The sequence below is a fragment of the Pseudomonas sp. CCOS 191 genome, assembly GCF_001007005.1.
Lineage (GTDB): Bacteria > Pseudomonadota > Gammaproteobacteria > Pseudomonadales > Pseudomonadaceae > Aquipseudomonas > Aquipseudomonas soli.
The window spans coordinates 1,338,356-1,350,563 of the sequence record NZ_LN847264.1; the positions used below are offsets into that span (position 1 = coordinate 1,338,356).

Consider the following 12,208-nt stretch of genomic DNA (forward strand, 5'->3'; position numbering starts at 1 on the left):
CGTACAGATCTTCGCTCACGCGTGGTCCTCCTGCAGGCGCCAGCGCAGTGTTTCACCAGCGCGCAGGGGAATGACGGTGGTGTCACCGAAGGGCAGGCTGTCCGGCGCTGTCCATTGCTCACGCACCAGGGTGATGGTGTCGGTATTGCGCGCCAGGCCGTAGAAATCAGGGCCATGCTTGCTGGCGAAGCCTTCGAGCTTGTCCAGTGCGTTGCGCTGCTCGAATGCCTCGGCATACAACTCGATGGCGGCGTAGGCGGTATAGCAGCCGGCGCAGCCGCAGGCGGCTTCCTTGGCATGCTTGGCGTGAGGCGCCGAGTCGGTACCGAGGAAGAACTTCGGGTTGCCGCTGGTCGCGGCATCCAGCAACGCCACCTGGTGGGTGTTGCGCTTGAGGATCGGCAGGCAATAGAAATGCGGGCGGATACCGCCAACCAGCATGTGGTTGCGGTTGTACAGCAGGTGCTGGGCAGTGATGGTGGCACCGACGTTGGCCGGCGCCTCGGTGACGAACTGCGCGGCGTCACTGGTGGTGATGTGCTCGAACACCACTTTCAGGGTCGGGAAACGCTCGACCAGGCGGCGCATGTGCTCGTCGATGAAACGCTTCTCGCGGTCGAACACGTCGATTTCACTGCGCGTGACCTCACCGTGCACCAGCAGGGGCATGCCGGTTTCGGCCAGTGCCTCGATTGCCGGGAAGATGTTGTCGATGCTGGTCACGCCCGAATCGGAGTTGGTGGTGGCGCCGGCCGGGTACAGCTTGGCGGCGTACACGATCCCGCTGGCCTTGGCGGCGCGGATGTCTTCCGGGCTGGTGCGGTCGGTAAGATACAGCACCATCAATGGCTCGAAGCGGCTGCCGGCGGGGCGTGCGGCAAGGATGCGCTGGCGGTAGGCATCGGCCTCGACGGCATTGCGTACCGGCGGAACCAGGTTGGGCATGATGATGGCGCGGGCGAAGGTACGCGCCACGTCACCGACAGTGTGAGGCAGGACGGCACCATCGCGCAGATGGATGTGCCAGTCGTCGGGGCGCAGGAGGGTCAGGCGATCGGACATTGGAGATTCCAGGCGGGTCGAACTCAGAAGCCAATGCTACCGGAAAACCCCTGTTCGAGCACGGCTATCAAGTTTTCTGACAGACGCCCGATAGCATTCAGGTAAGCCGTCAGAATCAGTGGAGCCGACCGTGCGCCAGCGTTACCTAGCCCTGTTCACCCTTGTCGCCAGCCTGCCGGCCGGGGCCATGACTTTCCAGACCCGCGTGGAGAACGTCGCCTGGAAAGTCGAGGGAGATCAGTTCGAATGTCGCCTGATCCAGCCGATCGACGGTTTCGGCAGCGGCGAGTTCGTGCGCCGTGCCGGCGAACAACCGACGTTCCTGCTGCGTTCTGACAGCAATGTCCTTGGCGCGGGGGGCGCTACCTTGCTGGCCGCAGCGGCCCCCTGGCAGCCAGGGCGGGGCGATATCAACCTCGGTGCGGTGCACTTGGCCCGCACGGGCGTGCTGTTCACCTCCAGCCAGGGGCAGGCCAGTCGCCTGATCAATGGCCTGCTCGATGGCCGCAGCACGGTGGTGCGCAACTACCGGGGCGAGGGTGGCCGGCCGATGCAAGTGCAGGTGATGCCCGTCAGCTTCGCCAAGGCCTACAGCGACTACCAACTGTGCGCCGCCAAGCTGCTGCCGATGAACTATGACCAGATCCGCCAGACCCAGGTTGGTTTCCCCGGTGGCGGGATCGAGCTGGACAGCTCGGCGCGTGCGCGCCTGGATGTGCTGCTCGATTATTTGAAGGCCGATCCGACGGTCAATCACGTCGAGCTCAACGGCCACTCCGACAACAGCGGCAACCGCCTGACCAACCGCGACACCTCGCGCCGACGGGCGTTGGCGGTGGCCGACTACCTCAAGGCCCATGGCGTACCGGAAGAGCAGATCACCGTGCGCTTCCACGGCGAACGCTATCCGCTGGCCAAGAACAACTCTGCCGCCAACCGCGCGCGCAACCGCCGGGTGAACATCCAGCTCGAGCGCGTGACACCGGTCGAGAAACCGCTGGAGAAACCGGCGCCACCGGTTACGCCGACGGCCCCGGCACCTGCGGCTACCACACCAGCACCTGCGACGCCTGCGGCCGCGGCCGCCCAGCCCGCTGCGGCGAAATCCTGAGTGCGACAGCGGGTCGCGCTCTCGACAATTCCTGTCGCTTTGTCGTCACAAGCTGTCGCCCCATTGTAAATTTTTCGGCAAGGCCGGTAGAATCATCGGCTTTCCGTACAACCCCGTGGAGTGATGGCATGGCGGACGTAAAAAAGGTCGTATTGGCGTATTCCGGCGGCCTTGATACTTCGGTGATTCTCAAGTGGCTGCAGGACACCTACAACTGTGAAGTGGTGACCTTCACCGCTGACCTCGGCCAGGGCGAGGAGGTCGAGCCGGCCCGCGCCAAGGCCCAGGCGATGGGCGTGAAAGAAATCTACATCGATGACCTGCGCGAAGAGTTCGTGCGTGATTTCGTCTTCCCGATGTTCCGCGCCAACACCGTCTACGAAGGCGAGTACCTGCTGGGTACTTCCATCGCCCGTCCGCTGATCGCCAAGCGTTTGATCGAAATCGCCAACGAAACCGGCGCCGATGCCATTTCCCACGGTGCCACCGGCAAGGGCAACGACCAAGTGCGTTTCGAGCTGGGCGCCTACGCGCTCAAGCCTGGCGTCAAGGTCATCGCGCCATGGCGTGAGTGGGACCTGCTGTCCCGCGAGAAGCTGATGGACTACGCCGAGAAGCACGGCATCCCGATCGAGCGCCACGGCAAGAAGAAGTCGCCGTACTCGATGGACGCCAACCTGCTGCACATCTCCTACGAAGGCGGTGTCCTGGAAGATACCTGGACCGAGCACGAGGAAGACATGTGGAAATGGAGCGTCTCTCCGGAGAGCGCCCCGGACCAGGCCACCTACATCGAACTGACCTACCGCAACGGTGACATCGTCGCCATCGACGGCGTCGAGAAGACCCCGGCCACCGTGCTGGCCGACCTCAACCGCATTGGCGGCGCCAATGGCATTGGTCGCCTGGACATCGTCGAGAACCGCTATGTCGGCATGAAGTCGCGCGGTTGCTACGAGACCCCGGGCGGCACCATCATGCTCAAGGCTCACCGCGCCATCGAGTCGATCACCCTGGACCGCGAAGTCGCTCACCTGAAGGATGAGCTGATGCCCAAGTACGCCAGCCTGATCTACACCGGCTACTGGTGGAGCCCGGAGCGTCTGATGCTGCAGCAGATGATCGATGCCTCGCAGCTCAACGTGAATGGCGTTGTCCGCCTGAAGCTGTACAAGGGCAATGTCACCGTCGTGGGCCGCAAGTCGGACGATTCGCTGTTCGATGCCAACATCGCGACCTTCGAGGAAGACGGCGGGGCTTACAACCAGGCCGATGCTGCGGGCTTCATCAAGCTCAATGCGTTGCGTATGCGTATCGCGGCCAACAAGGGCCGTTCGCTGCTGTAAGAAGCCTCGAGCGTAAGAAGAAACCCGGCCTAGGCCGGGTTTTTTCATGCCTGGGTTTCTGCCTCGGTGGCGGGCGGGCCCTCGTCATTCGGCATGGGCGCGGCAGAGAGATGGATGCAGGTGCGCGTATCCAGGTTGTACAGCACCCAGCGTCGTTGTCGCCCGTGGGGGCGGTCGATCATTCGCAGTACATGGTTTTCGATGATCTTCTGACTGTCGGCTCCGGAAATGGCGATGATCATCGCGCCTTTGCTCCCTGCGACAGATGTGTGTACAGGCTTGCGGGCGCTGTTGGCATCTCTGTCCGGTACAAACAGCGAGCGAGTGTTGAAGTTGAGGGTGAGAAAAAACAGTACGGTAAGGAAGAACGGGAAGCCCACGAGGAACCAGGTGTACAGGGTCTGGCTGTCTTCGCTGAGGAATGGGAGTGATGCCAGGGCAGACGCTTCGATCACGCCGGCAAAGACAGCGATAAGGGTCAATGGACTGATGGGGTCGCGGTTCATGATGAGGGCCTGGTGATGCTTTGCCCATCTGTAGCGTGTTTTCCCCAGCGTATTAAGCGTGCCTTGTTTCCCTCCCTGGCCAGGTCGCAGACCTCAACGCCTACCTTTATCCAGTGTACGCAGTCGAATTTTCCCGCGTGAAGTGTGACCCAATGACACTTGGATCCAATTCTGGCGACTGTTACTTTCTGAATCGTTGCGACGAACCAATATCTATTACATTTTGTGAAAGGGGTAGTTTGTAGGAAGAGTCTCCATTAATTGTAGGCCGCTTCTTTCGGTGAATTTACCAGGGAAACCGCTGCATAAATAATCGTTATGCTCGGGTGTGGTGGTCTATCGAACTAAAAATAACGTATCAATGGGAATCGCATGAATAAAGTGCTGATCGTGGATGATCACCCGGTCATTCGCCTGGCCGTACGCATGCTGATGGAACGGCATGGCTACGAAGTGGTGGCGGAGAGTGACAATGGCGTGGATGCCCTGCAACTGACGCGGGAATATCTGCCGGATATTGTCATTCTGGATATCGGGATCCCCAAACTGGATGGGCTTGAAGTGATTGCGCGGATGACGCTGGTGAGCCCGGCGAGCAAGGTACTTGTTCTGACCTCACAGGCCCCGGGGCACTTCTCGATGCGCTGCATGCAAGCGGGGGCGGCAGGTTATGTGTGCAAGCAACAGGAGTTGACCGAGCTGCTCAGTGCCATCAAGGCCGTGCTGTCCGGCTACAGCTATTTCCCCAATCAGGCATTGCACAAGGGGCGCTCGGGCACGGGAGGCGCCACGGAAATGGAGATGGTCGAGCGGCTTTCCGGCCGGGAGATGATGGTGCTGCAGCAACTGGCACGGGGCAAGAGCAACAAGGAAATCGCCGACAGCATGTTCCTCAGCAACAAGACGGTCAGTACCTACAAGACTCGCCTGCTCCTCAAGTTGAATGCCCGCTCGTTGGTGGACCTGATCGAACTCGCCCAGCGCCATGGGCTTGCCTGAATCCTATTGAAAAAGCCTCCGTTCAGGAGGCTTTTGCATGTCTGCGCTACAGATCGTAGTCGAAGTCGGCCAGTTGCTTCTGCAGGCGTCGCTCCTCGAGCATGTTGTCGATGGTGCGGCGCTTGCTCAGGTTGGTCTTGGCCGGTTCGGCCTGCGGCTCCACTTCGTCGTCTGTACTCTGGAAGTCGTCGTCGTTCGCCAGGTCTTCTTTATCGGTGCTCATGCGTCACTCCAAGCCAAAGGGCCATTGGCCGTCCTTATAACGGGAATCGCAGAGCGGGTAAAAAAGATTTTTTCAATCGCCTTGTGCTGTTGTCAGCTATTGCTTCAATCGTCCGAGGTCTTGAGCTTGTATTCGCACAGGTCCTCGATTCGGCAACTGCCACAGCGGGGTTTTCGGGCCTGGCAGACATAGCGGCCATGCAGGATCAGCCAGTGGTGGGCATCGAGCAGATAGTCCTTTGGCACGAACTTGAGCAATTTCTTTTCGACTTCCAGAACGGTCTTGCCCGGCGCGATTCCCGTGCGGTTGCTGACCCGGAATATATGCGTATCGACGGCCATGGCCAGTTGGCGAAAAGCGGTGTTGAGCACCACGTTGGCGGTCTTGCGGCCGACGCCGGGCAGGGCTTCCAGCGCTTCGCGGCTTTGCGGGACTTCACCACCGTGCAGTTCGACCAGCAGGCGACAGGTCTCGATGACATTCCTGGCCTTGCTGTTGTACAGCCCGATGGTCTTGATGTACTCGCTCAGGCCTTCGACACCCAGGGCGTGGATGGCCTGCGGCGTGTTGGCAACCGGGAACAGGCGCGCGGTGGCCTTGTTGACGCCGACGTCCGTCGCCTGGGCCGAGAGGATCACCGCGATCAACAGTTCGAAGGGGGTGGAGTAGGCCAGTTCGGTCTTGGGTTCGGGGTTGTCTTCATGCAGCCTGCGAAAGATCTCCAGGCGTTTGGCGGCATTCATGGGGTCAACGGCTTCCTTGACTGCGTGGTGAGGTGGTCGATGGGCGCAGGTGATTGTACAAGCCCAGCAGCAGGCCGAGCAGTATCAAGGCGCCGGGGGCGAGCGTGGCAATGTGCAGGCCGAGACCGTCGGCGAGCACTTGTCGACAGATACCCAGGGCAAGGCTGGCCACCAGGAGCCCACCCAGGCCGCGGCACAGTTGGCGGTAGCGGTGAGTCTGTGGCGGCAACTGTTCGCAGGCCAGGCAGGGCAGCGCCAGCAACAGGGGGTAGAGGGCAAGTTCCTCGGCCAGGGGCAGGGCCCACGCCCGCAGCCCCAAGTACAGGCAGGTTACCAAGGTGGCGGCCAGTAAAGCGCTCGCCCACGGGCTGGCGCCCTGGGCAAGGTGGCGACGCAGTGGTGCCATCAGCGCCTGATGCAGGCCTGTCAGCAGGCAAGCGCAAAGGCTGATGGCGATAGCCTGGACAATGGTCCGGGTCGCGCCGAGCAACGGTGCCAGGCTGATCATCACTAGCCAGAACCTGCTCATGGGCGCGCCTCGCCGAGCAGTGCCTGGCGGTGATCGTCGAAGTAGCGCAGCGCATCCTGGATCGCCTCAATGACTGCCCGAGAAGTTACCGTCGCCCCGGCCAGCTGATCGAACGCGCCCTGGTCACGCTTGATCGCCCAGGCCTGCTCGGGTGTACCTTGCTGTGCCCGGCCGATGAACTGGTCGAGCCAGTGACGCGCCGGGTCTGCCAGTTGGTCGCCCAGGCCTGGGCTTTCCTGTTGCTCGAGTACACGCATGCCTACCAGGCGGCCCCGGGTGTCGATGGCGATGACCATTTCGATGGCGCCGCCATAGCCCTGGAACCTGTTGTGCAGCAGGATGGCGGTGGGGCTGCCGGCCAGCGTGGCACGGTAACCGGCGAGCAGGCGGCTATGGCGCAGGCTGGTATCTGCCAGGGCCAAGGGTGTCTGCAAGGGCCGATTGTCGTAGCTGCCCGGCGGCAGCACCGCCAGCCACTGCCGTTCCTGCCACTGGCGCGAGGCCTGTGCAATCGGTTCGGCCGTGAAGCGTTGCCAGGCCAGTGTCGTGGCAACGGCCAACAATGCCAGCAGCAGAAGGTATGCGGCGCTGCGCCAGCGGGCATTCACGGGCAGGCCTGCTGGCGGCGTTCCGCCCAGCGATCCAGGGAGGGTGCGGCAAGGTTCATCAGCAGGATCGCGAATGCCGTGCCGTCGGCGAAGCTGCCCCATGTACGGATCAGGTAGATCAGCAGGCCGGCGCCGGCACCGAACAGCAGGCGAGCCAATGGCTGCCTGCAACCTGATACCGGCTCGGTGGCGATGAAGAACGCGGCCAGCATGGTCGAGCCCGACAGCAGGTGCAGCAATGGTGAGCCATTGGAGTCGGAGCCGGAGCCATTCCAACCCAGCAGGCTGAACAGGAACAAGGCGCCAAGCAGGCCGACGGGCGCATGCCAGCCGAAGACCTTGCGTTGCATCAGGAACAACCCGCCGAGCAGGAAGGCGAGGTTGACCCATTCGCTGGCGCGCCCTCCGAGGTGGCCGAAGGCCGAATGGCTGGCAAACAGTTCGTCGATGGTCAGGCTGCGGTTGTGGCGCAGTACGTCGAGCACCGTGGGGCTGGCCCAGGCATCGATGCGATCGCCGGTACCCAGGCTCAGGTTCAGGCTGTCCAGCAAGCCGGGTGCTTGGCCGGGCCAGTGGTTCATCTGCAGGGGGAAGCTCAGCAGTACGAACACGTAGCCCACCATGGCTGGGTTGAACAGGTTGCGTCCCACTCCACCGAAGGCCTGTTTGCCCAGGCCAATGGCGACACAGGCTGCCATCACCGGCAACCACCAGGGTGCCTGGATGGGCAGGGCGGCAGCCAGCAGGACGGCGGTGACCAGCGCACTGCCATCGCCCAGCGCCGGGGCCACCGGTAGCTTGCGCCAGCTCAGCAGCAAGGCCTCGGTGGCCAGCGCTGCGCAACTGCTCAGCAGCAGGTTGATCAGCACGCCCCAGCCATGCAGCCAGAACAGCGCCAGCAGCCCAGGGGTGCAAGCCAGCAGCACCAGTTGCATGGCGCTGCGCAGGCGCGGATCAGGTAGCGGCATGGGCCTGCAGTTCCTCGAGGTAGCCCTGGGCGGCGTTTTGCAGTGCCGGCAGCAAGACGCCGATGTGTAGAGTCAGGTTCATTGGGCGAACAGTCCGTTGAGTCCCGAAAACGCCATGGCCATCACCCCGGCACCGATCAGTTGGATAGGCAGGCCGCGTAGTGCCGTGGGTACCTCGGCTTGGCGGCTGCGCATGTCCAGCTCCGCATACAGCATCAGCGCGAGCCAGAAACCCAAAGCGGCAACAAGTGGCCACGCCAGCAGGCGCCAGCCGCGCATGTCGTCATCGGACAGCTGCACCAGCAAGCCTAGCACCACGGCATTTGCGCTCAGCAGACCCGGCAGGCCTTGTGTAGGCCAGTCTGGGCGCAGGCGCTGGAGCAGGTTCGGCAGCGCCCAGGCCAATGCCGTCAGCAACGGCAGGAAGACCAACAGCTGCAGGCCCTGCAACTGCAGAGGCACGAGCAGTTGCTGGTACAGCCAGGCGCCGACTGGCAATGCCACGAGTATCAGCAGTGCGCTGCACAGGCCCAGGGCATGCAGGCGCGCACGCTCGACCGGCTCTGCCTGCAGGAGCAGGTGATTGACCAGCGCGGTGCTGACCAGGACCAGAACGTAGTCACTCATGGAGATGCCGACGGCGGGAGGATGGCGCCATTATCCGGCAGCGGGCGGCAGATGCAAATGCCCCGGCCAGGTGGCCGGGGCATGGTAGTTACTTGAGGCGGTTACTTGATGCGCTGGCCTGGCTTGGCACCGCTGTCAGGGCTGAGCAGGTAGATTTCCTCGCCGCCCGGGCCGGCTGCCATGACCATGCCCTCGGAAACGCCGAAGCGCATCTTCCGTGGCTTGAGGTTGGCCACCATCATGGTCAGGCGGCCTTCCAGCTGGGACGGATCCGGGTAGGCCGACTTGATACCCGAGAACACATTGCGACGCTCGTCACCGATGTCCAGGGTCAATTGCAGCAGCTTGTCGGCACCCGGCACGGCTTCAGCCTTGACGATCAGCGCCACGCGCAGGTCGACTGCGGCGAAGGTGTCGAACTCGATTTCAGCCGACAGCGGATCCTTGGCCAGCTCGCCATTGCCCGCCGGGGCGGTCTTGGCCTCGGCGGCCAGCAGGTCTTCCTTGCTGGCGGCGATCATGGCTTCGACCTTGGCCGGTTCGATGCGGCTCATCAGCGCCTTGAACGGGTTGAGCTGGTGGTTTTCCAGGCGCGACTGGTGGTCGTTCCAGGTCAGCGGCGCGACATTGAGGAAGGCCTCGGCGTCGGCGGCCAGCACCGGCAGGACCGGCTTGAGGTAGATCACCAACTGGCGGAACAGATTGACGCCCTGGGCGCAGATGGCCTGGACCTCGTCCTGCTTGCCTTCCTGCTTGGCCAGCGACCACGGGGCCTTGTCGGCGATCCAGGCGTTGGCACGGTCGGCCAGGGCCATGATCTCACGCATGGCGCGCCCGAAATCGCGGGCTTCATAGGCCTCGGCAATCGACGGGGCGGCCGCGAGGAAAGCTTCGGTCAGCTCCGGTGCGGCGTCACCGGCGACCATCACGCCGTCATTGCCCTTGTGGATGAAGCCGGCGCAGCGGCTGGCGATGTTGACCACCTTGCCGACCAGGTCGGAGTTGACCTTCTGCACGAAGTCCTCGAGGTTCAGGTCGAGGTCGTCGACGCCGCGGCCCAGCTTGGCGGCGTAGTAGTAGCGCAGGTACTCCGGCTGCAGATGGTCGAGGTAGGTGCGCGCCTTGATGAAGGTGCCGCGCGACTTGGACATCTTCGCGCCGTTGACGGTCAGGTAGCCGTGCACGTTGACCGCGGTCGGCTTGCGCAGGCCCGCGCCTTCGAGCATGGCCGGCCAGAACAGGGCGTGGAAGTTGACGATGTCCTTGCCGATGAAGTGATACAGCTCGGCTGTGGAGTCTTCTTTCCAGAACGCGTCGAAGTCCAGTTCAGGTCGGCGCGCGCAGAGGTTCTTGAAGCTGGCCATGTAGCCGATCGGCGCGTCCAGCCAGACGTAGAAGTACTTGCCAGGCTCGCCCGGGATCTCGAAACCGAAGTACGGGGCGTCGCGGGAGATGTCCCATTCCTGAAGGCCAGAGTCCAGCCACTCGGCGAGCTTGTTGGCCACGGCGTCCTGCAGGGTGCCGCTGCGGGTCCACTGTTGCAGCATGGCCTGGAAGTCGGGCAGCTTGAAGAAGAAGTGCTGGGAGTCACGCAGCACCGGGGTGGCGCCGGAGATCGCCGACTTGGGGTTCTTCAGCTCGGTCGGGGCGTAGGTGGCGCCGCATTTTTCGCAGTTGTCGCCGTACTGGTCCTCGGCCGCGCACTTGGGGCAGGTGCCCTTGATGAAGCGGTCGGCGAGGAACATGCCCTTTTCAGGGTCGAAATACTGGGTGACCGAACGGGTGGCGATATGCCCGGCATCGCGCAGGCGCGTGTAGATCAGGCTCGACAGCTCGCGGTTCTCTTCGCTGTGCGTGGAGTGGTAGTTGTCGAAGTCGACCAGGAAGTCGGCGAAGTCGGCGCTGTGCTCGGCCTGGACGTTGGCGATCAGTTGCTCGGGCGTGATGCCTTCCTTTTCCGCGCGCAGCATGATGGCCGAACCGTGGGCGTCGTCGGCGCAGACATAGATGCACTGGTTACCGCGCAGTTTCTGGAAGCGCACCCACATGTCCGTCTGGATGTACTCCAGCATGTGGCCAAGGTGGATCGATCCATTGGCATAGGGCAGGGCGCTGGTGACGAGAATCTGACGTGGCTCGGACATGGTGGCTCGGCTACTTATCTGGCTACGGGGTAAAAATGAGGGTGATCGGCCACTATAAAGGGCTGGCGAATATATTTCACCCCAACAACGCATCCGCTGACGATTGACGGGTTAGCATAGGCGCCTGTTCCGTATTCAGTTTGCCAATGGGAGCCTCCATGAGTGCCGTTACCCGTGCCGCCGTCGAAGGCGTGCTTCGCCAGTACACCGACCCCTACCTGAACCAGGACCCGGTCAGCGCCGGTTGCGTGCGCGCCATCGAAATCCAGGGTGGGCAAGTCAATGTGCAGTTGCAGTTGGGCTATGCCGCCGGGCTGTTCAAGGGCGGCTGGGCGCAGGTGCTGCAGACCGCCATCGAGAACCTCGATGGCGTGACTTCGGCCTCGGTCGGCATCGACTGTGTGATCGCTACGCACAAGGCCCAGGCTCAGGTGCCGGCCATGGCCAACGTCAAGAACATCGTCGCCGTGGCCTCGGGCAAGGGCGGGGTCGGCAAGTCGACCACCGCCGCCAACCTGGCCCTGGCCCTGGCCCGCGAGGGTGCCCGGGTGGGGATACTCGACGCCGACATCTATGGCCCCAGCCAGGGTGTGATGTTCGGCATCCCCGAGGGCACCCGCCCGCAGGTGCGCGAGCAGAAGTGGTTCGTGCCGATCAAGGCCCATGGCGTCGAGGTCATGTCCATGGCCTTCCTCACCGATGACAACACGCCCATGGTCTGGCGCGGCCCGATGGTCTCGGGGGCGTTGCTGCAGTTGGTGACCCAGACCGCCTGGGACGACCTCGACTACCTGGTGATCGACATGCCGCCAGGCACCGGCGATATCCAGCTGACCCTGGCGCAGAAGGTGCCGGTGGCGGGCTCCGTCATCGTCACCACCCCGCAGGATCTGGCGCTGCTGGATGCCAAGAAGGGCGTGGAGATGTTCCGCAAGGTCAACATCCCGGTGCTGGGCGTGGTGGAGAACATGGCGGTGCACATCTGCTCCAACTGCGGCCATGCCGAGCACCTGTTCGGTGAAGGCGGCGGCGAGAAGCTGGCGGCCCAGTACGGTGTCGAGCTGCTGGCATCGTTGCCGTTGTCGATGCTTATCCGCGAGCAGGCCGACAGTGGCAAGCCGACCGCGATTGCCGAGCCGGAAAGCCAGATCGCCATGGTCTACCAGGAGCTGGCGCGGCAGGTGGGGGCGCGGATCGTGCTGCAGGAAGCGGCGGCGCCGGCGATGCCGAGCATCACCATCAGCGAGGATTGAGGTTCAGGCAGTCATGTGGGAGCGGGCAAGCTCGCTCCCCCGATCGCTTCTGATCATTCGCTCACGCACAAAAAAACCCGCCAATGGCG

13 protein-coding genes are annotated in these 12,208 nt (G+C 63.0%); 4 read left to right on the plus strand and 9 right to left on the minus strand.

The window, feature by feature from the left end:
• Nucleotides 1–15 precede the first annotated feature (15 nt).
• Entirely contained in the window at nucleotides 16–1,062 is a 1,047-nt protein-coding gene (gene pyrC / locus CCOS191_RS06075) for a dihydroorotase (protein ID WP_046854454.1), read from the minus strand.
• Nucleotides 1,063–1,192: 130 nt separating this feature from the next.
• On the opposite strand from pyrC, the gene CCOS191_RS06080 reads away from it, so the two are divergent.
• Complete coding sequence (locus CCOS191_RS06080) at nucleotides 1,193–2,173, plus strand: flagellar protein MotY (protein WP_046854455.1); 981 nt, start codon at nucleotides 1,193–1,195, stop codon at nucleotides 2,171–2,173.
• Between the two features lie 128 nt (nucleotides 2,174–2,301).
• The gene (locus tag CCOS191_RS06085) at nucleotides 2,302–3,519 is read left to right on the plus strand and encodes an argininosuccinate synthase (protein ID WP_046854456.1); all 1,218 of its coding nucleotides are present in this window, start codon (nucleotides 2,302–2,304) and stop codon (nucleotides 3,517–3,519) included.
• Nucleotides 3,520–3,563: 44 nt separating this feature from the next.
• Here the strand turns inward: CCOS191_RS06085 and CCOS191_RS06090 are convergent, their stop codons facing one another.
• Nucleotides 3,564–4,025 (minus strand): hypothetical protein, encoded by a 462-nt coding sequence (locus CCOS191_RS06090; protein WP_046854457.1) that lies wholly within the window; start codon nucleotides 4,023–4,025, stop codon nucleotides 3,564–3,566.
• Nucleotides 4,026–4,397: 372 nt separating this feature from the next.
• Between CCOS191_RS06090 and CCOS191_RS06095 the strand changes: the two genes are divergently transcribed.
• Nucleotides 4,398–5,024, plus strand: a complete 627-nt coding sequence (locus CCOS191_RS06095) for a response regulator transcription factor (protein WP_046854458.1) — start codon at nucleotides 4,398–4,400, stop codon at nucleotides 5,022–5,024.
• A gap of 46 nt (nucleotides 5,025–5,070) precedes the next feature.
• Here the strand turns inward: CCOS191_RS06095 and CCOS191_RS28100 are convergent, their stop codons facing one another.
• From CCOS191_RS28100 to metG, 7 genes are all read right to left on the minus strand, one after another.
• Nucleotides 5,071–5,247: a PA3496 family putative envelope integrity protein gene (locus CCOS191_RS28100; protein ID WP_046854459.1), complete on the minus strand. Its 177-nt coding sequence runs from the start codon at nucleotides 5,245–5,247 to the stop codon at nucleotides 5,071–5,073.
• 104 nt (nucleotides 5,248–5,351) lie between these two features.
• Nucleotides 5,352–5,990: an endonuclease III gene (nth, locus tag CCOS191_RS06105; protein ID WP_046854460.1), complete on the minus strand. Its 639-nt coding sequence runs from the start codon at nucleotides 5,988–5,990 to the stop codon at nucleotides 5,352–5,354.
• Between the two features lie 4 nt (nucleotides 5,991–5,994).
• Complete coding sequence (locus CCOS191_RS06110) at nucleotides 5,995–6,519, minus strand: Rnf-Nqr domain containing protein (RefSeq protein WP_046854461.1); 525 nt, start codon at nucleotides 6,517–6,519, stop codon at nucleotides 5,995–5,997.
• On the minus strand, nucleotides 6,516–7,127 hold the full coding sequence (locus tag CCOS191_RS06115) for an RnfABCDGE type electron transport complex subunit G (protein WP_046854462.1): 612 nt from the start codon (nucleotides 7,125–7,127) through the stop codon (nucleotides 6,516–6,518). Before CCOS191_RS06115 ends, CCOS191_RS06110 begins: the two co-directional genes overlap by 4 nt.
• The gene (locus CCOS191_RS06120) at nucleotides 7,124–8,095 is read right to left on the minus strand and encodes an RnfABCDGE type electron transport complex subunit D (RefSeq protein WP_046854463.1); all 972 of its coding nucleotides are present in this window, start codon (nucleotides 8,093–8,095) and stop codon (nucleotides 7,124–7,126) included. The genes CCOS191_RS06115 and CCOS191_RS06120 overlap by 4 nt, the downstream gene beginning before the upstream one ends.
• A 78-nt stretch (nucleotides 8,096–8,173) precedes the next feature.
• Nucleotides 8,174–8,722, minus strand: coding sequence for an Rnf-Nqr domain containing protein (locus tag CCOS191_RS06125; protein WP_046854464.1), 549 nt, complete (start codon nucleotides 8,720–8,722; stop codon nucleotides 8,174–8,176).
• Between the two features lie 101 nt (nucleotides 8,723–8,823).
• Nucleotides 8,824–10,866, minus strand: coding sequence for a methionine--tRNA ligase (gene metG, locus CCOS191_RS06130; RefSeq protein WP_046854465.1), 2,043 nt, complete (start codon nucleotides 10,864–10,866; stop codon nucleotides 8,824–8,826).
• 158 nt (nucleotides 10,867–11,024) lie between these two features.
• Between metG and apbC the strand changes: the two genes are divergently transcribed.
• Nucleotides 11,025–12,119: an iron-sulfur cluster carrier protein ApbC gene (gene apbC, locus CCOS191_RS06135; RefSeq protein WP_023630763.1), complete on the plus strand. Its 1,095-nt coding sequence runs from the start codon at nucleotides 11,025–11,027 to the stop codon at nucleotides 12,117–12,119.
• Nucleotides 12,120–12,208 lie beyond the last annotated feature (89 nt).